We start from the raw sequence: 23,411 nt of genomic DNA, 5'->3' as shown, positions 1-23,411 counted from the left end.
TTATTTATTTGGAAGCTTGATCAAAGTATTTTGATGCCATATCTCCCTGTTTTATTTCATAATAGATTAGTGAGTTTAGCTTCTTATTTCTCTCCATAAATTCACTATCTTCACTCACTTCCCTACCCTTTTTGTCATAGATTTGCTTAGTTGTAAGGATTGGGTAGTCCTCCTTCATCTCTAGGGCATATTTGTGGTAGGCTGAAAGTTTTACCCCTCCTGCCTTCTCAAGGAGGTAAGGAGCTAGGTAGTTTAGGGATATATTTACATCCCTTTCTTCTTCTATATCATAGTTGGCCCAGATAGTTAGTGGGGTATAGAAGATATCTGAATTATCATAATCTCCACCAGACTTTATGAGGTCCATAAAGCCTGCATAGTTTTGAGGTTGGTGGTCTCCAAATATGCATATTATGGTTGGCTCATCATAGTTTTCAAAGAAAGTTACCAAGTCCCTAAAGGCATCATCAGATGATTTGACTAAGTTTATATAGTCATTTGCCCCCTTGTCATCTCCCTTGGTATCATTCTCGATTTTTAAGGCTCCCTTGGCATTAGTAAAGTAGCCTCCATGGTTTTGCATGGTTACTATATAGGAAAATAGAGGTCTATCGCCCTTGTTTTGATATTTTTCCTTAATGAAGTCATATACCACAGAGTCCTTCAAATAGTCATGGCCTGTAAAGTTCTTCCTAGTTTGGTCATAGTCTGGCATAAAGGCCAAGTTATTGAAACCTAGGTTAGGCCAAGCCTCTTGCCTTGAGTAGTTGGTAGGCTTGTTAGGGTGGGTTATAAAGGTTTCATAGCCCTGATCTTGCAAAACCCTACCTATAGATGTGTGGCCTTCCTTGACATATTGTTGGAAAGGATAGGCTCCTAGTGGGAAGAAGGTTAGAGGTATAGAGGTTAGTGCCTCATATTCTGAGTTTACTGTTCCTCCACCTAAGACTGACACATAGGTATTACCTTGAATGGTATTTTCGCTAAGGGACCTTTGGAATTCTATGGGGTCTCTGTTCATTTTTATATTGCCCTTGCCATAGTAATCTGCCAAGGCTTCTGATTGGATCATAATTATATTTGGTTTTGGTCCTTCTTTGGTCGCTACTTCCTTGTTGTAGTAGGCTTCGAGGGTTTCTTCTACTTCGTCCTTGTCGTAGCCGTCTGGAGCAGTTAAGATTTGCTTGGCCAATATCCTATAAAAGCTATATACTGCCCCCTCAACATAGTAAGTCCTTGATGGTCTCCATAAGCTAACTCCAACATCACTTTGTTTTATAAAGTAACTAACACTTAAGACAAAGATAAGGGTAAAGGCCACTAGGGATCCTCCTACTTGCTTGGCATAGGTCTTTAGCTTAAGATTTACCTTATCTTCCTTGACTGATAGGATTACCAAGATCCATATAATAGCATAGGCAAAGGCCTCAATGGAGCTTGGGTTTACATTCAAGACCGTTCCCTTTGCCACATCTGCCGCAACCCCTAGTGAACCTAGGAAGGCTGGGATAAGTGGCGAATCCCTCAATATATATAGGAAGTCATTGGCTATACCAAAGGATATGGATAGGAGGAGGATGATAAACATAACTATCCTCTTCTTTCTTACTATCACATACAAAAATACCTGGATCAACAATAGGATTAGGGTATTAATTAGGACAAATCCCCATTCTATTTCTTGAAAATTAGGATTGTAGGCTGCTTCTAGGATATAGAAACTTACTAGGGGATTTATTATAAATAAAAACCAGTTTACAAGGGATAAAGTTCTCGCTTTTCTTTTATTCTTATAGATATTCTTAAGGCCTAGGGATGCCAAAAATACCATGCCTAGGAGGGCTATAATGTCATTGAAGGTGTAGGGAGTATCAAAAATAGTAAACCATCCATCCTTCAAGAGCATTTTCTTGATTATAAACATAACAAAAAGCCCCACCCCTAGGATTATAAAATTAAGGCTATAATCCTTGACTAGGCCAAAAATCATCTCCTTGTCAAAGCCTTGGTTTATAAACTTATCGATAACCCTATATAGAAACTCTCCAAAAAATATCACAGCAAGGATAGCCAAAAGAACTTGGATGCCAACAGATAAATATCCTGGATAATATATATCAACATAGGACTCCTTATCTATATCATTGGCATACATGGTAGTTACATGGTTATCTAGGTACCTGATAGTCCCCTCTGAATACTTGGGACCTGTTTCAAAATCAAGAGTCATTTTTTGGAATAAGAGCTTAAAAGGAGGCTTAAATTTTATATAATTCTCCTCACTACCATCAAGTGTTTCGATAGGGTAGCCACTATCATTATCTGCCATCTCCCATCCCTTGATGTCTGCCTCATCTAATTTAACGAGTTCATTACCAATCTTTATCGAATTAATCTTAAATTTATCTGAATTAACACTATTCAATGAATTTTCTTCAATAGTAATCTCACCATTTGTAATAACCTTAAAGGAAAAATTCTTTATGAAGGCTTGTAAAAAAAGTACAACCACCAAAGATATTACAAGTGAAAAGATTCTAATATTTCTTTTACTTTTAACTTTAGACACCTCCTAACTATGTTAAATTATTAAATAGACCATGTAAAATCTATGTAAAATTCACATAAGAATTATACATTATTAGCTAAAAATGTAAATGGAGTTTTTATATTTTAAATCATTTTTAATTATTTTTCCAAAGAAAAACCGTGAGCCGACATATGAGTAGGTCACGGATAATTCGATATTCTAATTAAATTTTTACTATCTTATCCTATAGATATTTAAAAAGTCGTTTAATATGGCAAAGCCTGTTTCCCTCTTGCCTGCTCCAGGACCTATAAAGGTTAGGATCTTGGCATTGGAAGTTTCTATTTGGAAGATATTTTCGTTATCTTTTATCTTGCCAAAATTTGAGTCTATATCGACAAGTTCTGGTCTTACCCTATAGGTTCCCTCATCATCTCCATAGGCTATTAATTTGTATCTTTGCTTATTAGCCTTGGCTTCTTCTATGTCCTCGTTAGTAATCTTTCTTATTCCTTCCAGGTCTATATTTTCTTCTTTTATAGGTTTATTAAAAAGGATGCTCGCAGCAAGTCTAAGCTTTCTCATTGAATCGAGTCCATCTATATCATTTGATGGATCAAGTTCTGCAAAGCCAAGTTTTTGAGCTTCTTTGACTGCCGTATCAAAATCTATCCCTTCTTCCATCTTGGATAGGACAAAGTTACAGGACCCATTAAAAATCCCACTTACTCTCTTTACATCATTGAGGGTTCTTATAGTGTAGAGGTTTTCTATAGTAGGGACAGCTCCCCCTACTGCTGCATCGAACCTAAACTTCCTCTTGTATTTTTTGGCTATGGCTTCAAATTCTTCAAAATTTTTAGATACCAGGGCCTTATTTGATGTTATGAGATTCTTTTTCTCCAATAATTTCTTTATATCTTCTTCTATAGGCCCTACTTCACCTGTAGCCTCTATGACCAGGTCGATTTCCTCATCATCTATGATATCCTCTATCCTATCTACCAGTAGGTTTTTAATATCCTCATGTTTTTCTGGGTGCTTGACTACAATCTTCTTAATCTTTATCTGATCATCTACAGCTTCTTCTATTTCGGCTCTCTTCTCTTCAAATATCTCTCTAAAGCCTGAGTTAACAGTACCATATCCTATCAAAGCAACATTTATCATTTGTTCCTCCTCTTTCTATCTTTTAATCTCAAAATAAAAAGAGCCCCCGCCATAAGGACGAAGACTCGTGTTACCACCTTAATTTTCTACTAGCTCACACTAATAGACTCACTAGCTATCTACCAATAGCTTCTGCTATAAGGGGCATACCCCTGGTTACTTAATTATTCGGCAACCAACAATCAAAAGGCCATCTTCATTTATAAAATCTCTACTTATCTCACCACAACTAAGCTCTCTTTAATCGATTCGATAAACTACTCTTCTTTTTGCATTTAATATCTCTAATATCTTATTCTATGCTTCAAATAAAGTCAAGACTTGTAAGAAAATTATCAGCTCTTCCTTTATCCACAAGCTATAATTTATAAAATCACCTAATAATTATTCCCCTAATCCAAAATTATTACACTAGCTCCAATTGACCTAGGTCCAGCGTGGACTCCAAGAACTGGGGTTAGTTCTGTTTCTATATAAAACTCGGCATTTTGAATTTTTTCCTTAAGCATCTTCTTTAAAAGCTTAAGCTCCTTGTCATTATTACCGGAAAAAATTGACATCCTATACCTCTTTGCTGTCCCTATTTTTTCTACAACGGCATCTACTAGGGCTTGGAGGCTCTTCTTATCCCCTCTAGTCTTCTCCATTACAGTAACTTCGCCATTTTGGAGGGCTAGGAGGGGTTTTATACCAAGGAGCATGCCAAACATACCGGCATACTTATTAAACCTTCCTCCCTTGATAACATATTTTAGGGTTCTAAAGAGGGCAAAGACACTTATTTGAGGCAAGACCCTCTTAATCTCCTTTACTATCTCATAGGCACTCATACCCTTATCCCTAAGCTCACTTGCGTATATATCGAGGATGGCAAGAGGTGATGCTATTTGGTCAGTATTTATAACATGGACTCTCATCTTGTCATAATCCTTCCCTAGCATGGAAGACATATTATACATGCCAGTTACCTTATCTGATGCAGTTAATATAATAGCATCTGTGTATCCCTCTTCTTCTAGCCTATCTAAGACTTCCTTGAGGTCATTTACAGATGGGATTGATGTTTTTAGAAAGTCCTCTTCCTCCATCCTCTTATAAAAGTCCCTAGAAGATATATCAACTTGGTCCTTGTATTCCTTATCCCCCATATGAAGCTTGTAGGGGATTAGCTCTATATTATATTTCTCTGCCATCTCAAAAGTCATATCATGGCTAGTATCAGCGACTATTGCTACCTTATTCATCTTGATCTTCCTCCTTTAGGGTCAGGTATCCTCCGTATTTTAATATAAGCTTGGCCATTAGTTTAAAGGCAAAGGCGTGAGCAACTAGGTCTACCCCAGTTTCATAATTTTCCATAGTGATTTGCCTTAAAGTAAACTTCTCCTCGAGGCTGCCCTCAAAGGTTCTCTCGATGGCCTTGTTTAGGGACTCTGCAAAGATGTTATAGGACTTATCAATACTCATTATCTTTAATTGAAGATTAATCCCTGCCTTTACCCCGTTTATATCTAGGATATTCTTGTAGACACTTATCACTATGAGCATGGCTATACGGACCCTGTCGTACTTCCTTCCCTTAATCTCAGGAAGAAGCTTCCACTTAGAATAATTTTGAATCATGGTAGGTGTTATGACCCCGCTGTCCAAAAAAATTGGCTCCAGAGTATCGTTTATATATTCCACAACCTCCCTACTCATAAGGCCCTCATCAGGCAAGTCCTCCCAATAAGGGCATTTAAATTCTAAAATTTCACTTAATTCCTTCATAAAATCTCCTATATAGTTATTATAACTATATAATAAAATTATGGATAAATTATGTAATTCTTTAATCTAATACCCTCCATCAAGGATATTTATCTAATTACTTGATTATATATATATTAGAGTCTAAAGATAAAAAGGAGGCAACCATGAAAAAATACTCTATCCTTTATTTGTACTTAATCGATATCTTGATTGGTTTATTTGCTATTGGTTCTCAAGTCCTGATTAAGGGCCCAATCAAAATATCTTTCATTATCCTTGTAATGACTGGGCTTGCCCTATACGAAAGCCTGGTTTACTATTTATTAAATGGCAAGTCCTTTGCTAGGGTAGATGGTAGCAAGATGGCTGAAATCTCCTTTGCATCAACAGGCCTCTTCTTTACCCTAGCCTTTGCTCTCTTGCTTGTAGCTATGATTTTTAGCTAATAAAAAAACATGAACTAGGTCAATTACTAAACCCTGTTCATGTTTTATCTTTTATTATTTTATAGGTCATCTTCTATAATAGATGATTTAGAATAAGCTGTTACCTTAGCCTCGAAGAAGTCTGTCTTTACTTGGTTAGGGTCTGAATACTCATCTACCCACTTCATAGACTCTGGTATCTCCTTATAGCCATCATAGAGTGGCCTTAGTCCAAGTCCTGTCGCCCTAAGGTTACCTAGGTATTTGATATAATCCTCAATCATTTTTTCATTGAGTCCTGAAATATTATTGCCAATAGCATACTTGCCCCAGGCTATCTCTTGCTCAACTCCCTCCTTTAGCATATCCCTATAATATTCCATAAGGTCATCTGTAAAGAGGTCTTCCCTTTCATTCTTGAGGTCATTTATTAGGGACCTAAAGAGCCAGAGGTGGGTGTTCTCATCCCTATTTATATAGCGAATTTCTTGGACAGTACCAGGCATCTTGCCATTTCTTCCTAGGTTGTAGAAGAAGGAAAATCCTGAATAGAAGTAGATACCTTCTAGGATATAATTAGCTATTAGGACCTTCATAAAGTTAAATTCGTCATTTTTTTCTAGGAAATCATTGTATATCTCTCCTATAAACTTATTTCTCTTTAGGAGGTGGTCATCTTCCTTCCAAAGGTACAAGATCCTAGTCCTTTCCTCAGGGGAACAAATTGTATCTAAGATATAAGAATATGATTGGGAATGGATTGATTCTTGGTAGGTTTGGATTGATAAGCAAAGGTTGATTTCATTTGCTGTAATATAGGATTGTAGGTTAGGTAGATTGGCTGTCTGGATACTATCTAGGTAGGTTAGGAAAGATAATATCCTATCATAGGCATCTTTTTCATATTGGTCCAATTTCCTATAATCTTTGATGTCTTGATTCAAATTAATCTCTTCAGGTATCCAAAAATTATTCATCGCCTGCCTATACCAGTCTGATGTCCATGTATATTTTATATTATTAAAGTCGTTGAGGTTGGTAGTATTACCTTGGATAATTTTTCTATCAGCGAGATTGATATCTCCATTTTCATTGAAAATTCCACGTTTCTTAACTCTTGTCTTTTTACTATTTTCCATAAGCCCTCCTTGTGTTATATATTTCTATTATATCACAATAAAAAATATCATCTAGGAGTGTAGCATTTCTTTATACGAATTTACTTATCCTTACATAATAAAAAATCATCAATACCAAGCAAACTTGACTATTACTTGCACTTGATGACTTGGTCTTCTTATTAATTTTTATCAGCCTAGAAAAATTACAAATCCAAGTATTAGATACTAAAGTTTCTTACTTGGTTATTATTAAATTAGCTCTTTTCCTAGTAAAGTAATTTTCTGTTATGCCAACCATTAGTATTAGGATAAGAGAATACTTAGACCCAATAAAGGCAATAGCATACATCAATATAAATATAATAATTGACTGGTAAAGCCTCATTTTAGGAAAATTTGATTTCTTATCCCAAGAAGATAAAGCATATAGGAGCGCTCCAATAAAAATTATAGGAAATACTATCTGTCCTATCCAAAATACATAAGGGTTTGTAATATTGAATTTTTCATTTATCTGAATACCTGCTACAAGCGAAATTACACTTGCAAGAATCCCCATTAACCCAGTTGAATATAACTTCATTATGACCTCCTTAACCTATCCTGTGCGAGAAGTTTCATATACTAATACATAAATTATCTATTAACTCACCATATATAAGAACGATTTCTTTGTACCTTCACTTTATCATTCCTCGAAAAAAAGTCAATAATTTATTAACTTAGTTATTCATTTTCCTATTGAGATAATAATTTCTATTTAGATGATTTATATCTTATATTATGAAACTAGAGAAGTTATCCTAAAATTTATTAAAGAAAAAACCGACCACTCTCGTGATCAGCCTCTCTTTTAGCTTGCGCAGGAGTCGCATTCTTTGACTTCTAGTGATTTTCCTCTTACATAGTAGATGGATTTAACTCCTGATTCCCAAGCTGTTATATAGATGTTTAGTAGTTGTCTCATGGTGAAGTTGGTTGTTATATAGATATTGACGCTTTGGGCTTGGTCTATGTGCCTTTGCCTTACTCCTGCCATTCTCATTGAGATGTTTTGGTCAATGTCGTGGGCATTTTCGTAGAGCCAGAAGGTCTTGGTTGTAAGGCCTGGTGCAACTCTTGGTACTATGGCGCCCTTCTTTTCTTCTATGAAGTACCTATTCATGATAGGGTCTACTCCAGCACTGGTGCCTGATATGATTGATGTGGATCCGGTTGGGGCTATGGCCATTAGGTAGCCATTTCTTAGGCCAGCTTCTTTGATCTCTTCTCTTAGTTTATTCCACCTCTCTGACTTGTAGTCCCTTAGGTCGAAGTAGGCTCCGCTTTGCCAATCAGATCCTTCAAAGTAGTCGTAGGATCCTTTTTCCTTGGCGATTTGTACAGATTCTTTGATGGCGTAGTAGTTTATGTCCTCATAGACCCTGTCTACAAATTTGCTATGGGCTTCTTCGTCTTGCCATCTGATGTCATTTTGTACTAGCATGTGGTGGTAGCCACTAGTACCAAGGCCAATTGCCCTGTATTTTTTGTTGGTTACTTGTGCATAAGGGGTTGGGTAGTAGTTGAGGTCAATTACGTTGTCTAGGGCCCTTACTATGGTTCTGACTGTTTCTTCAAGCTCTGCCTCATTGTTTACATCGACCTTTCCTAGGGTTATACTTGCTAAGTTACACTCAACGAAGTCCCCAGGCTTGGTTTTATTTACTATTACCTTATCCCCATTTTCATCTACTATCTCTGTAGAGATGGTTTCAGAAGGACTCATGTTTTGGGCAATTTCTGTGCAGAGGTTTGATGAATAGATGATTCCCTTGTGCTTGTTAGGGTTCATCCTATTTACTATATCTCTATTGAAGACAAAAGGTGTTCCCGTTTCTGTTAGGGACTTTATAATAAGTCTTACTAGATCCTTTACCTTCATCACCCTTCTTGAGATTTCCCTATCTTCTACTAGCTTCTTGTAGAAGTCTTCGAATTCTTCTCCATAGGTATCTTCTAGGGCTCTTCCATATTTTTTGACAACTTCATGGGGATCAAACATATGCCAATCAGCATTTATATCATCTCTACATAGTTTCCAAAAGAGGTCTGGTACGCATATCGCTGGAAATACATCGTGGGCCTTCATCCTATCATCACCGTTATTGGTTCTTAATGTCAAGAACTCTGGTATATCCTTATGCCATATATCAAGGTAGACTGCCACTGCCCCTTGTCTAACTCCAAGTTGATCTACTGCTACTGCTGTGTCGTTAGCAAGTCTTATCCAACGGATAACTCCACCTGCCACTCCTTCAAAGCCCCTTATATCTGATCCATTGGCTCTGACCTTACCAAAGTATAGGCCCATGCCTCCACCATGCTTGGATACTTCTGCGAAGTTAGTTATGGACCTGTAAATTCCCTTGAGGGTGTCTGGAACTGTGTCCACAAAGCAAGAAGATAGTTGGTTGTAAGGCTTTCTGGCATTGGTCATGGTTGGGGTTGCCATGGTTGCCCTAAGGGTTGATAGGATGTCGTAGACTCTCTTGGCAAAGGCCACCCTGTCCTTTTCTGGTATGGCTAGGTGCATGGCTATGCCCATAAACATCTCTTGGACTCTCTCCAATATATCTCCCCTATGGTTTTTGATAAGGTATCTCTTCCTAACTAAATCTAAGCCTGAGTAGGTAAAGATATCATCCCTAGTAAAGTCCATATATTTTTCAAGCTCATCTATATCTTCGCTTGAATAATTGTCTAGGATATAAGGACCGTAGAGGTTTTTTTCTGTCAAGAACTTAATCTTTGACTTAAAATCTACCAGGTCATACCTTTGCTCATTGGCCTCGATTTCCCTATTAATCTCATACATCATAAACCTAGCTGCAATTATCTCCCAATCAGGAGCTTCCTTGCTAGTTAGCTCGCTTGCTGCCCTAACTAGAGCCTCTAGGGTGTCTTCCTCATTCATATTTTGCTTTAGAAAGGACTCAAATTTAAAGAAGAGAGATTCTATTGGGTATCTTTGGTTGTCAAATTCGTCTTGGATCTTGGATATAAGATCAATAATTTTTTTGTCGGTAATGTATTCAGCAAAGTCCCCTATGACCTTCCTATCCATATTGTGCTTGGCTCGATAGAGGATATAGGATTTGACTTCCCTATAGTATTTCTCATCAATGAGGGTCAGCTCGACTAGGTCTTGGACTTCTTCTACTGTAACCACGTGTTCTGCTGGATACTTATTCTTGATAGTCTCTACTATCTTAGCTGATATTTCTTCTAGGTCTTCTTTACTAATCATGGATCCAACTGAGTTGAAGGCCTTTGCTATGGCTACTTCAATCTTGGACCTTTCAAATTCTACTTTCTTCCCATCTCTCTTAATAATTTCCATAAGGCCTCCCTTGATAATTTATAAATCTATCTTAATAATCTTCACTATTAATAATCTTTGATAATACAATATATAGTATTTTTTTAATTGCTACGCTTATTATCATACCATATATTGTGGTTTTTAAAAGAAAAAGAAAAACCACCCTAAAGAGCTTATTTTAGCAAATCAGGGCGATTTTTAGAAATATTTTTTGATTTTATTTTTCATACAAGGCCTTAAAAATATTTTCTTTGACCACTGTCGTATCTAGGAGCATATCAAAGACGCTTTGCTTCTTGGGAGAAATTCCTACAAAGAGGTAGAGGATTTTGATCTTGTCTTGGACAAACCTCCCACAGACTTCCCTTAGGAAAATTTGAGATAGGCTTAGCCTATCAGATGTAAGAGATATTACTCTAAGACCCAGGATAAATTTTCCTAGAGTCCTCCCTTTGGTGATATAGGTCATTAGAAAGAAGTAAAGCAAAGTTATACCAAGCTTCACCAAGGCCCTTATAGGAATGCCAAAAAAGTTTAGGTCTGGATCGATATAGACCATAGCACTTACTATTTGGAAAATAGAAGCTATTACCAAGATATCTATCAAATAGGCTATGAGCCTAAGGAAAAATCCTCCATAAGCAAATTTGTAGTCCCTTTCCTTAACTTTATTCTCATAGGTATTAAGCTCACTCATGGTAGCCTCCCATTAGATACATTGGCCTAGGCTCATTGTCCTTGACCATCTCATTTAAGATCTGAAGATCTGACTTGGAAGAGTTTTTCAAATCGGATATTTTAGAAAAGATAGAGCCAAAGAGTCCAGCGCTACCTTGGTTTTTGATAACTAGGGGATCTTCTAATTTTAAGTCGCTTGTCATAGCTCCTATGGCCTTATCCAAATCTCCTATCTCATCTATTAGACCGTTTTTTAAGGCTTGGGCCCCATCATAGACCCTACCATCGGCAAGTTTCCTGATATCTCTCTTGCTCATCTTCCTTCCATCTGCTACTAGGTCTACAAATCTTTCGTAAGCACTATCAACTAGGCCTTGGTAGTATTTTTTCTCATCTTCCCTCATATCATGGCCTGAGCTTCCGGCATCCTTTAGGGATCCTGAGGTTATATTTTGCTCCTTGATGCCATATTTTTCAAAAAGTCCACCAAATGAATAGGTAGATATTATTACACCGATTGATCCAGTCCAGGTTTCATTTGATGCATAGATTTTATCTGTTGGAGCTGATATGTAGTAGCCCCCACTAGCTGCAAACTCTTCCATAACTGTATAGATTGGCTTGCCAGCATTTTTTAGCTTTTTTACTTGATTTGCTATTTTCTCTGATGCGTAGACAGAGCCACCTGGTGAATTTACCTTGAGGATAACCCCTTTTACACTCTCATCTTCTTTTGCATCCTTTAGGTCTTTGACTATCAAGTCATTAGTATAGCCTGATTGGATTAGGCCATTTACTTCTACGATTTGTATCTTTTGATTTTGGTTAGATCCTTGGAGAACTTCTTGCCTCATAAGGGACATATCCATCATTTGATCTAGGTATTTGTTTTCTTTTATTTCTTCTTTCGCTACTATATCCTTGCTAAAGGCCGCCACCATTACTACAAGGACAGTAATGGCTAAAGCTATCAATTTTTTTCCTTTGTTTTCCATAAGTCCTACTTTCTTCTAAATTGAAATTTTCTGATATTTAAGTACAATAATTATGCATTACAAGTATCGTTAACACTGAGATACATTGTTTATGTATAGCTCCTTTTGGGGGCTATTTACATAGGGCCTTATTATAAGGCTTTTTTATTTGCCATTTGTTCAAAGAGTTTATCCACAGCCCTGTCTATGTTTTCTTCTAGGCTCTTATCCGAGCTTCCTATGATGATTGTGTTGGAACAATCAAAGGGAATCAAAATTTTTGTGGCATCTGACTTGGCTAAGGCCTTGGCAATCTTTGGGCTAATCTCCCCTTGGAGAGAATTTGCTATCATTATTCCTGTGGTCCCTAGGATAAAGTCACAGTCTTTGGCATTGACCTTTATGGCATTTTCCCCTGTGGCTGTTATATCTGCCCCAGATCTTTTCATGGCCTTGCTGGCAAAGTAATTAACACCCAAGCCACAGACCTTAACACTCTTATTTCTATTTTTAATTTTTTCTACCAAAGAGGCACCGATTGATCCCCCTTGGCCATCTACAACTACTATATTCATATCCATCTCCTTAGTTACTATTCTAACACATAATTTTATTGACCATAAATTTTTTTTGTGCTATTATAAAATAAGCATGAAGCTGTAAAATTTAGTAAAAAATCATGAAGGTTTGTTAAAGTAAATCATTAGATCTATGTAATGGAGCTAATGGATTTTAGCAAGCCCTTTTATTTTGTTTATATTAGAAAGGGTAAATATGGAAGATTACGAAAGTAAGAAAGAAAAATTAAACCAGCTTGTAAGAGATCACCTGGAGGGGGGAGCTGTCCTTGCCTTCTCTGGTGGAGTCGACTCATCTCTAATTCTAAAACTTGCAAGCTTGTATAGGAAAGACGAAAACGATATTGTCGCTATAATCTATAAGACAGAGACAAGTCCAAATGGGGACCTAGAAAATGCCCAAAACCTCGCTAGGGAAATGAAGGTTAAACTCTATGAGGCAGATATATCTGTCTTTGATAATGAGGCTATCCTCAATAATCCCATAGACAGGTGCTACCATTGTAAGAGCTTCCTCTTTGAAGAGGCCTTCAAGCTAAAGGATAAGCTAGGCTATAGGTATGTCCTTGATGGGTCAAACCTAGATGACTACAAGGTCTTTAGACCAGGACTCAAGGCCCTCCACGACAAGGGCGTAGTTTCCCTCTTGAAGGAAGCGGGCTTTAGTAAAGAAATGGTAAGGGACTATGCCAAAGAACTAGGCATATCAGTCTACAAGAGACCATCATCTCCCTGCCTTGCAACAAGATTTCCCTACAATAGTAGAATCAACACCCAGATGCTCGATGCTATAGATAAGGGGGAGGCCCTTATTAAGGATCTAGGCATCAAGAACGTAAGGATTAGGCTATATGGAGATAATACAAGGATCGAAGTCGAAAGGAAGGACTTCCCTATAGTTATGGAAAATCTCGACACCATCACTAGGGGGCTAAAAGACCTTGGCTTTACCTATATAAACCTTGACCTAGAAGGCTACAGGTCAGGGTCAATGGATGAAGTCCTAGAAGATAAGGATAAGGTTGAACTTAACCCATGGTTGGCCCAATGAAAGATAGAGAATTTTTAGAAAAAATAAAGGCCGGAATCATGTCCATAGATGAGGGATTAGCCTACCTCAAGGACTTTAACTTTAAGGATATTGATATAGCCAAGCTTGACTTCCAAAGGAAGGATAGGAGGGGATTTCCTGAGACCATCTTCTGCCAGGGAAAGGAAGACTTTGCTCTAATTGAAATCTTTAAAGCCTTCTACGAGAGAAGGCAAAGCGTAATAGGAACCAGGTGCAGCGAAGAGCAATATAAGCTAGTAAAAAAAGAGATTGACCAGGTTACCTACAACAAGGTCGCAAGGATTATCTCCCTAGACTTTGAAGAAAGGGAGCAAATAGGAAGGATTGCCATCTGCACAGGGGGGACTGCAGACCTCTTTGTAGCAGAAGAAGCTGCCATAACAGCAGAATTTTTTGGAGCAAGGGTCGATAGGCACTATGATGTTGGTGTCTCTGGCCTCCATAGGCTCATTAACAAAATCGATGAAATAAGAAAGGCCAATGTCATAATAGCCATAGCCGGCATGGAGGGCGCCCTAGGTACTGTCATAGCAGGACTTGTCAATAAGCCAATCATAGCCGTTCCAACTTCCGTTGGCTATGGGGCATCCTTTAAGGGGGTAAGCGCCCTTTTGACCATGCTTTCAACTTGTGCCGAAGGAATATCAGTTGTAAATATCGACAATGGCTACGGAGCAGCCTATGCTGCCTGCCAAATAAATAAACTTATAGAGGAGAAATAATGGACTTATATTTTGAAATGTATTCAGGAATTGCAGGAGATATGACTATAGGAGCCTTACTTGACCTAGGAGCATCTAAGGAAGTCTTAGAAGAAGCCATAGGGGCCTTGGGGATAGACGGCTACAGGCTAGTCTTTGATAGGGTCAAGAAAAATGGCATCGATGCCTATAACTTTGATGTTATCCTAGAGGGAGAAGACCATGAGCATTCTCATCAACACCATCACCACCATGACCATGAACATAGTCATGAAGACCACCATGACCACGAACACATCCATGACCATCATCACGACCACCACCATAACCATGTCCACAGGAATATCAAGGACATAGAAAATATCATCAATTCTGCCTCCCTATCAGATAGGGTCAAGACCGATGCCTTGGGAATCTTTGATATCATAGCCGAAGCCGAATCCAAGGCCCATGGTATAGCTAAGGACGAAGTCCATTTCCACGAGATAGGGGCAGTCGACTCCATAATCGATATAGTGGGTACCTGTGTCCTCCTAGAAGACCTAGGCGTTGAGAATATTTATTTCTCCAAGCTCTATGAGGGCGTAGGCCTCCAAAAATGTGCCCATGGCTATATGCCTGTCCCTGTACCAGCAGTTGCCAATATCCTTAGAGATAGCGACCTTAGCCTATCCATCATAGACGAATATGGTGAACACATTACACCAACAGGCATGGCCCTTGTTAAGTACTTCAATAAGGGAGATACCCTAGGAGAATTTTCTATAGGTAGGATAGGACTTGGAGCAGGTAACAAGGACTTTGAAAAGTCTACCAATATCTTGAGAGTTATGGAAGTTAAGGGTAAAAAAAAAGCCTAATCTTGGCTGAAACAAATATAGATGATAGTAGTGGAGAGCTCCTAGGCTATCTTATGGATAAGCTTATGGACTATGCTAGGGATGTTTACTATACCCCTATCTATATGAAGAAAAACCGCCCTGCCTACAAGCTTTCTGTCCTATGCGATAGAGAAAATCTCGAAACTATTGAAGATATAATCTTCGAAAACTCTACAAGCATAGGGATTAGAAAGTTTGAAGTGTCTAGGGATATCCTAGAGAGAGACTTTGTAAATATTGACTACAAGGATATAAGCTTAACCTACAAGATGGTCTTCCACAAGGATAAAACCTACGTCTACCCAGAATACCAATCAGCCCTAGACCTCGCCAAAACTGACAATATTTCAATAAAAGAAGCCTTCAAAAAATTAGATAAAATATATGGAGAAGAGTATGAAAAAAAATCTGAATAAATTATTTTTACTGCTAGCTGTTGTCTTTATAATAACATCTTGCTCATCTACTACCAACAAAGAAAGTGAAGATGCCCAAGGCTCAATCGAAATCGAAGATATCCTCGGCCGCAAGATTAGCCTAGATAAGCCCCTAGAAAATATCATAGTCCAAGGGTCAGGCTCAGGTGGTCCCCTTATGACCATGCTTTACCTAGACAAGGATAACTTCCATACCAAGCTTGCTGCTATGGATGATGGACTTAAGATTAATAGGAACGATTTATATACCAGGCTAGTAGAGAAAATCCCAGAACTTGAAAAGATAAAAAGAGTAGCAGACTTTGCTGATAATGACTTCTCAGTTGAAGACATCTTATCCATAGGAGCTGATGGCATCATAGCCCCTGTATCCTATAAGGCTCAGCTTGATTCCATAGAAGATAAGATCGATATACCAATAATTTATATCAACTATCATAACCAAGACTTTGATGATCACATAAAGTCAACAGAAATCATAGCCAAGGCAACAGGTCTTGATAAAAACCTAGAAAAGTTAATTTCTTTCTACAAGGAAAAGACAGACCTAGTAAGAAATACTATAAAAGATAAGGAAGATAAGCCTTCTGTCTACATAGAACTTGGTTATAGTGGTGAGCTTGCCTATGACAATTCCTACGGCAATGAAAAAATGTGGGGTAAGATGGTTAACGATGCAGGAGGCTACAATATAGCAGGTGATGTTCTTGGAGATGAAGAGGCAAGCCCTGTAGCTGAGGAATTTGTCCTAAGCAAGGACCCTGATATCATAGTTATAACTGGATCATCCTGGCTAGATAGGGAAGATAGCCTCCATATGGGCTTTGATGTAAGCGATAATGAAATTAGGGATAAACTCTCAAAATACATGACTAGGACTGGCTGGGATAAGCTATCTGCTATCCAAAACAAAAAAATCTATGCCCTATGTCATAATATGGCAAGGGATATGAGCGACTTCTATTCCTACGAGAGACTTGCCAAGATCTTTGACCCAGAAGCCTTCAAGGACCTAGACCCTGAGGCTGACCTCAAAGAATTCTATGACCTCTTTATGCCAATAGAGCTTGAGGGAACATGGTTTGCATCCTATGAGTAAGAATAAAAAGATCTTAAGCCTAGTTATTATAACTATCCTTATAGGGTTTTGGGACCTCTTTGTGGGGGCAAGTGATCTTAGGATATCTGATATCCTAGCCCTTAGCGACCTCCAAAGGACCATCCTCTTTAATATAAGACTACCAGAAATGGCTACAAGCCTTATCGTGGGGATGATCTTGGGCCTTAGTGGGGCTATCATGCAGACTATATTAGATAACCCCCTAGCTAGTCCCTTTACCCTGGGGGTAAGCTCTGCTGCAGGCTTTGGGGCAGCCCTATTTTTGCTATTGGGATTTTCCCTTACCATTATCCCCTTCGCAGCCCTAAGCTTTGCCCTAATCGCCATAGCCTTTGTATACTTTTTCTCAAAAAAGAGCTTTGCCCAAACTTCTTCCATGATCCTTGCTGGTATTGCGGTCAAATTTTTCTTTGATTCCCTAACTAGCCTTAGCCAATACCTATCCACAGATGAAACCTTATCTTCTATAGTATTTTGGCTCTTTGGATCAGTATCTAACACCAAGTGGGAGCAAATTATCCTCCTAGGACTTGTTCTAATACTCGCCTTTATCCTAGTCTTTAAGGATAGCCATAGGCTAACAGCCCTTAGGTTTGGTGAAGAGAGGGCCAAGGCCTTAGGAGTTGACGTAAAGACCCTCAAGATTAAATCCTTCATAATAGTCTCAGTCCTTAGTGCCCTTTCCGTATCCTTTGCAGGGGTCATCGGCTTTATAGGAATTATTGCTCCCCACCTAGCAAGAAAGACCTTTGGAGAAGATCAGAGGTACTATCTAGGAGGAGCAGCTATCCTTGGTGGGATACTTCTTACAATATCCTCCCTTCTATCAAAGGCCCTAAGACCAGGATCCATCTTACCTATAGGAATCATCTCATCCCTTTTAGGCCTTCCTTTGATATTTATCTTTTTACTAAGGAGGAAATATGATTAAGGCAGAGCATTTAACCATATCCTATGAAGATAAAAATGTAATAGATGATATATCCTTTGACCTAGAAGCATCCAAGATAAATGTCCTTATGGGAAGAAATGGCTCTGGCAAGTCCACCATCCTAAATGCCCTAGCAGGCCTTAAGTCCTATGATGGGAAAATCACCTCTTCCCCAAGGATCTCCTACCTAAACCAAAATATAAAGACCAAGATAAGATTTTCTGTCTATGAAACTATCTTGCTTGGCAAGGTAGAGGACCTGTCATTGAGAATTAGCAAGGAAGACAAAGAAGATGTCGAGAAAATCCTAGACCTCTTAGACCTACATGCTTTTAGAGATAAGTCCATAGATAAACTAAGCGGTGGCGAGGTCCAAAAGGTCTTTATAGGTCAGGCCCTCATCAAAAACCCTGAGGTCCTCCTCCTAGATGAGCCAGTATCAGCCCTAGACCTCAAAAACCAATACGATATTATGAAAATAATAAGAGACCTCTCCAAGGACCTAAGGCTTACAACCCTCATAAGCCTCCACCAAATCGGCCTCATAGAACACTTCGCCGACCATATCCTTTTAATAAATGACAAAAAAATATACAAGGAAGGTTGCTCCAAGGAAGTCCTCACCCAAAAAACCTTCAAAGAAGTCTTCGAAATGGACACGACTATCAAGGACGTCGATGAAATGCGTATGATCTACTTCAAATAAGGATATCAAGACTTATAAATTGAAAATTTCTTAATAAACCCATAGAAAAACCCAAGCCTTTATCTAGCTTGGGTCTTACTTATATTTTCTCCCAGATCAGTTGGACTATCGTCTACTGGTGGGATATCTCTTTTGTTTACTATTTCATCTTCGCCTATTGGCTTTATTTCTTCGTCGTTGTCGTTATCATCTATGATTGGATCTTCTTTTCCCCTGTTTAGGATCTCCATAAATTCTTCACCTGTTATTGTTTCTTCTTTTAGTAAGAAGTCTGATATTTCGTGAAGTTTGTCTATGTTTTCCTTGAGGATCTCGATTGCTCTCATGTGGGCCTTAGATATGATTTGGGCAACTTTTTGGTCAACCTTGTTGCCTGTTCCATCGCTTACTATGCTTCTTCTTTGGCCACCTAGGTATCTTCCTTCGATTTGTTCTAGTTGCATGAAGTCGAAGTCTTCATCCATACCATAGATTGTTACCATGTTACGAGCAAGGGCTGTAGCTCTTTCTATATCGTTTGAAGCTCCAGTTGTCTTGGTATTGAAGATTAGCTCTTCTGCTGACCTACCACCTGTAAATGTTACTATTTCATCAAATAGTTCTTGCTTGGTCATTATATATTTTTCGTCCTTGTCTACTGTCATTGTGTAACCAAGGGCGCCACCAGTTCTTGGTACTATGGTGATTTTTGTTACAGGGGTTTTTTGGGTTTGAATTGCTGCTACTAGGGCGTGGCCTACTTCGTGGTAGGCTATGATTCTCTTTTGATCATCGCTTATTACAGCATTTTTCTTTTGTTGACCTGCAATTACTGTTTCGATTGATTCTTCTAGGTCTGCTTGGGTTAGCTTATTACGATTTTCTCTTACAGCTCTCAAGGCACCTTCGTTTACTATGTTTGCAAGGTCGGCACCTGATGTTCCTGCTGTTCTCTTGGCTATTTCGTTGTAGTCAATGTCCTCTTCACGTTTTATGTTTTTGGCGTGAACTTTTAGGATGTCTTCACGACCTTTTAGGTCAGGTAGTTCAACTTCTACTCTCCTATCGAAACGCCCTGGCCTTGTTAGTGCTGGGTCTAGGATTTCTGGTCTGTTGGTTGCTGCTAATAGGACTACTCCTTCTGTCGCATCAAATCCGTCCATTTCGTTTAGGAGTTGGTTTAGGGTTTGTTCCCTCTCATCATTTCCTGAATATCCTGAGACGTCACGTTTTTTACCTATAGCATCAATTTCGTCAATGAATACTATACATGGGGCTTTTTCTTTGGCTTGTTTGAATAGGTCACGAACCTTGCTTGCTCCCATACCTACGAACATCTCAACAAATTCTGAACCTGATATTGAGAAGAATGGAACTTTGGCTTCTCCTGCTACTGCCTTGGCTAGTAGGGTCTTACCAGTTCCTGGAGGTCCAATTAGGAGGATTCCCTTCGGTACCTTAGCTCCTATTTCTTTATACTTGCCTGGGCTATGGAGGAAGTCTACTACTTCGTTTAAGCTATCCTTGGCTTCCTCTTGACCGGCTACATCCTTAAAGGTCTTGCCTGTTTTGTTTTCTACATAGACTTTTGCATTGGATTTTCCGAAGTTCATGAAGTCGGCTCCACCTCTGCCACCCATGGTCTTTGTGAGCGACCTTGATGCGAAGTAGAAGATTACCCAAATCAAAAGTAAAGGCAAGATAGATGAGATAAAGAGTGATAGGTAAGGGTTCATCCTTGTTTTTATCTCTTGGCTAAATATTAATTTGTCGTTTCTTTGCTTTGCCTCAAGAAGTCTATCTGTGATGTCACTATCAAACCACAAGCCTGTTGTAAATACTTTCTCTTCATTATCTACCTTGGCTTTGAAGGTATATTGCTGTTCATCTCTTGATACTTCAGTTACTTGGTCATTTTCTATCATATCAACAAATTGACTGTAACTTACTTCCTTAGAGACTTCTCCTCCTGCTATAGGACTTAGAGCAAAGTGTATTACTATAAATATAATAATGGCAATCAACCAGTAATATAATAGGGGTTTCTTGCCTTGATTTCCTTTGTTCATCTATAAACCACTCCTAGAAATATACTTGTCAAGTAGTATGTCTAGCGCTCCTAGTTCTTTTACAATTGTCTTTAGATTTACATTTACATCTTTATCAGGGAGTTCCTTGCCTAGTCTAGTAAAGTAATCATTGACCATCTTGGCAGCCCTATCTCCCTCTTCAGTTAAAACAACGTTTACTACTCTCTCGTCTTCTTCACTTCTTTTTCTTTTTACAAATCCTTGCTTCTCAAGTCTCTTACATATATTAGATATGTTGCCTCCAGTAATGCCTATAGCCTTACCTAGGTTACCTATGGAAACTTCCTTGTTCTTGTTGGCATAGAGAATTATAATCATCTTTAGTTGTAAAGGTGTTAGTTTTAATTCATTTGCCGTATCTTGAAGTAACAAGTCAATTTTATGGGAAATTTCTCTAATCATTGAGAAGATAGAATTGTTATATTCAAAAAATTCGTTATTGTTCTCTTTCATACTTCCTCCTAGAAATATTGGTGTCTAATATTATTTTACAAATAAGTAGATTTTTTTCAATATAAACAATTTATATTTTAACTTTAATTTTCATCCTTGTTTATCTTATTGATTTATATATTTTACTATATTTTTTTAAAAAATCACAATATTTATAAATATTTCTCTAGAAAGTTCTATTTATTTTTTAAGCTTGTTATATATTTGCTCGCTTCGAGGCCTGCCACCTGACCTTGACCTACTGCCTTCATTATTTGATAAGGCTTACCTACTATATCTCCACAGGCAAAGAGACCCTTTATATTGGTTTGCATCAAATCATCTATAGCTATATGCTCATCTTTTAGCTTGACTGATGGCAAGAGTCTTTGAGGTTTGGATGAATCTCTTATTATAAAGAATCCTTCGGCCTTGATTTGTTTTCCTGACTTAAAGGTTAGGGTATTAGCCTTGTCATCTCCCTCAAAGCCAATTGGTTTTTCACCCTCGATTACTTTTATTTTTTCATTGAGGCTTATGCCTTCCTTGTACATATTAACATATGTTAAGCTTCCTACTATCTCTGCTGTGAAGTTGGCTTCTTCGACACTTTCTTCGTTATAGCCTATAACTACTACATCCTTTCCCCTATATAAGGCTGCATCACAGGTTGCGCAGTAGTTAACTCCCTTGGCAAAGAATTTTTCTTCATTTTCTAGGTCCTTACCAAGATCTATCCCAGATGCTACTACCACTGCAGAGCTTTCTATCATTTCTCCATCTTTCATCTCTAGAGCAAAGTAGGATCCCATGGCATAGACTGTTTGGACCCTTTCTTCGATATATTCGATTTCATATGGTTCTAGGGTCTTTTTAAAGCTATTGTATAGGTCTAAGCCCTTTACATCAGGAAAGCCTAGGTAGTTTTTAATTGAGTTAGACTTAACTAGGGAGTCTGGAGCCTTGCCAAAGACTATTACTGATTTATTTCTAATGCTTGCATTTAAAGCGGCGCTAAGCCCTGCAGGACCTGCGCCGATTACTGCTAAATCATATCTCATTTATACTTTTCCATCGCTTCAATTAAAGCTTCTTTTGAATGGAAACCTACTAGGGTATCCTTTAGTCTACCATTTTCAAAGATCATTAATGAAGGAACTGCATTTACATTGTATTGACCGGCTATATCATTTGATTCGTCAACATCTACTGAGTAGATTGTGTATCCTTTTTCTGCTTCAAGCTCTTCAAGTACTGGAGCTTGCATCTTACATGGACCACACCAAGTAGCTGAAAAATCTACCAAGCATAGGCCTTCTCCACTTTCAACGTTTTTTCTAAAGTCATTTGAATTTAATTTTTCCATTATATCTCCTCATTTCTTAAGTCTATTATATATATACCCATTTATATATACTTTTCCAAAGTGGTTTTACTTAATAAAAAAGCGGGTCCGAAGATCCGCCTTGTAATTTAATTTTATAATGCTTGAGATGCTGTAATCATACAAATGTCATAAACATCTTGGGCACTACATCCTCTAGATAGGTCATTAACAGGTGCGTTTAGTCCTTGTAGTATTGGGCCTAGAGCCTTATAACCACCAAGTCTTTGAGCTATCTTGTAGCCAATGTTACCTGCTTGTAGGTCAGGGAAAATAAAGACATTTGCCTTACCTGCTACTTCTGAATCAGGAGCTTTTTGCTTAGCTGTTTCAGGATCTATAGCAGCATCGAATTGGATTTCTCCATCAACTCTTAGGTCAGGTGCAAGTTGTTTTGCAACTTCCTTAGCCTTAGCTACCTTTGTAGCTAAGTCGTGGTGGGCTGATCCATGAGTTGAGAATGATAGTAGGGCAACGTATGGGTCTATACCAAAGGTCTCTGCGCTCTTAGCTGTCTCTATTGCAACTTCTGCCAATTCGTCAGATTCTAGGGTTATATTTACAGCAGTATCTGCAAAGATTAGTTGCTTACCTTCAGGGCTTACCATTACCATGATACCTGATACTCTCTTTACACCAGGTTTGGTTCTAATGATTTGTAGGGCAGGTCTTATAGTATCTCCAGTTGTATGACGAGCACCTGATACCATTCCATCTACTAGTCCTGTCTTAACTAAAAGTACTCCGAAGTAGTTAGGGTTGGTTCTTAGTAGGAATTCTGCTTCTTCTCTAGTAGTTTTGCCCTTTCTTGCTTCTACGAAGGCATCTACAAGTTCTTCAAATCCTTCATAGTATTTAGGGTTAATGATCTTTAGGTCTCCAAGTTTTAATCCAGCTTGGTCTGCTGTTTTTTGGATTTCTCCTTGATCACCTAGGACTATAGGAGTCAATATTCCGTCTTCCTTATGTCTTAAAGCAGCTTCCAATACTCTTGGGTCATTACCTTCTGGTAAAACAATTTTTAGATTCTTGCCTGTGATTGATTCTCTCGCATTTTCGATTATACCTTGAGCCATTTAATCCTCC

23 protein-coding genes and 1 other annotated feature are annotated in these 23,411 nt (G+C 38.3%); of the genes, 8 read left to right on the top strand and 15 right to left on the bottom strand.

The features are described 5' to 3' along the window. Nucleotides 1-4: 4 nt before the first annotated feature. The 4 genes from MUN42_RS00275 to MUN42_RS00260 form a co-directional block, all read right to left on the bottom strand. Nucleotides 5-2,512, bottom strand: coding sequence for an alkaline phosphatase family protein (locus MUN42_RS00275; RefSeq protein WP_243342453.1), 2,508 nt, complete (start codon nucleotides 2,510-2,512; stop codon nucleotides 5-7). A gap of 252 nt (nucleotides 2,513-2,764) precedes the next feature. Beyond that, nucleotides 2,765-3,700 (bottom strand): homoserine dehydrogenase, encoded by a 936-nt coding sequence (locus MUN42_RS00270; RefSeq protein WP_243342269.1) that lies wholly within the window; start codon nucleotides 3,698-3,700, stop codon nucleotides 2,765-2,767. Between the two features lie 50 nt (nucleotides 3,701-3,750). Beyond that, nucleotides 3,751-3,983, bottom strand: a binding site (T-box leader). 109 nt (nucleotides 3,984-4,092) lie between these two features. After that, on the bottom strand, nucleotides 4,093-4,944 hold the full coding sequence (locus MUN42_RS00265; RefSeq protein ID WP_243342268.1) for a DegV family protein: 852 nt from the start codon (nucleotides 4,942-4,944) through the stop codon (nucleotides 4,093-4,095). Continuing rightward, nucleotides 4,937-5,470: a DUF1836 domain-containing protein gene (locus MUN42_RS00260; protein WP_243342267.1), complete on the bottom strand. Its 534-nt coding sequence runs from the start codon at nucleotides 5,468-5,470 to the stop codon at nucleotides 4,937-4,939. Before MUN42_RS00260 ends, MUN42_RS00265 begins: the two co-directional genes overlap by 8 nt. Before the next feature lie 146 nt (nucleotides 5,471-5,616). On the opposite strand from MUN42_RS00260, the gene MUN42_RS00255 reads away from it, so the two are divergent. Continuing rightward, entirely contained in the window at nucleotides 5,617-5,898 is a 282-nt protein-coding gene (locus MUN42_RS00255; protein ID WP_243342266.1) for a hypothetical protein, read from the top strand. A 59-nt stretch (nucleotides 5,899-5,957) separates the two neighbouring features. Here the strand turns inward: MUN42_RS00255 and MUN42_RS00250 are convergent, their stop codons facing one another. The 6 genes from MUN42_RS00250 to MUN42_RS00225 form a co-directional block, all read right to left on the bottom strand. Beyond that, entirely contained in the window at nucleotides 5,958-7,016 is a 1,059-nt protein-coding gene (locus MUN42_RS00250; RefSeq protein ID WP_243342265.1) for a ribonucleotide-diphosphate reductase subunit beta, read from the bottom strand. A gap of 217 nt (nucleotides 7,017-7,233) precedes the next feature. Then, on the bottom strand, nucleotides 7,234-7,581 hold the full coding sequence (locus MUN42_RS00245) for a hypothetical protein (RefSeq protein WP_243342264.1): 348 nt from the start codon (nucleotides 7,579-7,581) through the stop codon (nucleotides 7,234-7,236). 270 nt (nucleotides 7,582-7,851) lie between these two features. Further along, nucleotides 7,852-10,380: a ribonucleoside-diphosphate reductase subunit alpha gene (locus MUN42_RS00240; protein WP_243342263.1), complete on the bottom strand. Its 2,529-nt coding sequence runs from the start codon at nucleotides 10,378-10,380 to the stop codon at nucleotides 7,852-7,854. A 199-nt stretch (nucleotides 10,381-10,579) separates the two neighbouring features. Beyond that, nucleotides 10,580-11,059 (bottom strand): RDD family protein, encoded by a 480-nt coding sequence (locus MUN42_RS00235; protein ID WP_243342262.1) that lies wholly within the window; start codon nucleotides 11,057-11,059, stop codon nucleotides 10,580-10,582. Then, on the bottom strand, nucleotides 11,052-12,035 hold the full coding sequence (gene sppA / locus MUN42_RS00230) for a signal peptide peptidase SppA (protein WP_243342261.1): 984 nt from the start codon (nucleotides 12,033-12,035) through the stop codon (nucleotides 11,052-11,054). Before sppA ends, MUN42_RS00235 begins: the two co-directional genes overlap by 8 nt. A gap of 131 nt (nucleotides 12,036-12,166) precedes the next feature. Further along, nucleotides 12,167-12,589 (bottom strand): DUF3842 family protein, encoded by a 423-nt coding sequence (locus MUN42_RS00225; RefSeq protein WP_243342260.1) that lies wholly within the window; start codon nucleotides 12,587-12,589, stop codon nucleotides 12,167-12,169. A gap of 199 nt (nucleotides 12,590-12,788) precedes the next feature. Between MUN42_RS00225 and larE the strand changes: the two genes are divergently transcribed. From larE to MUN42_RS00195, 7 genes are read left to right on the top strand one after another with little or no spacing between them, the layout of a single operon-like run. Beyond that, on the top strand, nucleotides 12,789-13,643 hold the full coding sequence (larE, locus tag MUN42_RS00220; protein ID WP_243342259.1) for an ATP-dependent sacrificial sulfur transferase LarE: 855 nt from the start codon (nucleotides 12,789-12,791) through the stop codon (nucleotides 13,641-13,643). Further along, a complete protein-coding gene (gene larB / locus MUN42_RS00215) occupies nucleotides 13,640-14,386 on the top strand; it encodes a nickel pincer cofactor biosynthesis protein LarB (RefSeq protein ID WP_243342258.1) in 747 nt (248 codons plus the stop codon). The genes larE and larB overlap by 4 nt, the downstream gene beginning before the upstream one ends. Continuing rightward, a complete protein-coding gene (locus MUN42_RS09765) occupies nucleotides 14,386-15,225 on the top strand; it encodes a LarC family nickel insertion protein (protein ID WP_279323770.1) in 840 nt (279 codons plus the stop codon). Before larB ends, MUN42_RS09765 begins: the two co-directional genes overlap by 1 nt. A 2-nt stretch (nucleotides 15,226-15,227) precedes the next feature. After that, nucleotides 15,228-15,662 (top strand): nickel insertion protein, encoded by a 435-nt coding sequence (gene larC, locus MUN42_RS09760; RefSeq protein ID WP_279323769.1) that lies wholly within the window; start codon nucleotides 15,228-15,230, stop codon nucleotides 15,660-15,662. After that, the gene (locus MUN42_RS00205) at nucleotides 15,643-16,782 is read left to right on the top strand and encodes an ABC transporter substrate-binding protein (protein ID WP_243342257.1); all 1,140 of its coding nucleotides are present in this window, start codon (nucleotides 15,643-15,645) and stop codon (nucleotides 16,780-16,782) included. Before larC ends, MUN42_RS00205 begins: the two co-directional genes overlap by 20 nt. After that, nucleotides 16,775-17,734, top strand: a complete 960-nt coding sequence (locus MUN42_RS00200) for an iron ABC transporter permease (RefSeq protein WP_243342256.1) — start codon at nucleotides 16,775-16,777, stop codon at nucleotides 17,732-17,734. Before MUN42_RS00205 ends, MUN42_RS00200 begins: the two co-directional genes overlap by 8 nt. Next, nucleotides 17,727-18,440 carry an ABC transporter ATP-binding protein gene (locus MUN42_RS00195; RefSeq protein WP_243342255.1) on the top strand — a complete coding sequence of 238 codons (714 nt, stop codon included), beginning with the start codon at nucleotides 17,727-17,729 and terminating at the stop codon, nucleotides 18,438-18,440. Before MUN42_RS00200 ends, MUN42_RS00195 begins: the two co-directional genes overlap by 8 nt. Nucleotides 18,441-18,499: 59 nt before the next feature. Here the strand turns inward: MUN42_RS00195 and ftsH are convergent, their stop codons facing one another. From ftsH to pta, 5 genes are all read right to left on the bottom strand, one after another. Beyond that, entirely contained in the window at nucleotides 18,500-20,488 is a 1,989-nt protein-coding gene (gene ftsH, locus MUN42_RS00190; RefSeq protein WP_243342254.1) for an ATP-dependent zinc metalloprotease FtsH, read from the bottom strand. Beyond that, nucleotides 20,489-20,962 (bottom strand): MarR family transcriptional regulator, encoded by a 474-nt coding sequence (locus MUN42_RS00185; protein WP_243342253.1) that lies wholly within the window; start codon nucleotides 20,960-20,962, stop codon nucleotides 20,489-20,491. A 176-nt stretch (nucleotides 20,963-21,138) separates the two neighbouring features. Beyond that, on the bottom strand, nucleotides 21,139-22,002 hold the full coding sequence (locus MUN42_RS00180; protein ID WP_243342252.1) for an NAD(P)/FAD-dependent oxidoreductase: 864 nt from the start codon (nucleotides 22,000-22,002) through the stop codon (nucleotides 21,139-21,141). Continuing rightward, complete coding sequence (trxA, locus tag MUN42_RS00175; protein WP_243342251.1) at nucleotides 21,999-22,307, bottom strand: thioredoxin; 309 nt, start codon at nucleotides 22,305-22,307, stop codon at nucleotides 21,999-22,001. Before trxA ends, MUN42_RS00180 begins: the two co-directional genes overlap by 4 nt. A gap of 113 nt (nucleotides 22,308-22,420) precedes the next feature. Continuing rightward, nucleotides 22,421-23,401, bottom strand: coding sequence for a phosphate acetyltransferase (gene pta / locus MUN42_RS00170; RefSeq protein ID WP_243342250.1), 981 nt, complete (start codon nucleotides 23,399-23,401; stop codon nucleotides 22,421-22,423). Between the last annotated feature and the right edge of the window lie 10 nt (nucleotides 23,402-23,411).

Origin of the sequence: Anaerococcus sp. AGMB09787 (assembly GCF_022808955.1) — a bacterium.
Taxonomy (GTDB): domain Bacteria; phylum Bacillota; class Clostridia; order Tissierellales; family Peptoniphilaceae; genus Anaerococcus.
This window is presented reverse-complemented; position numbering and strand designations above follow the sequence as displayed.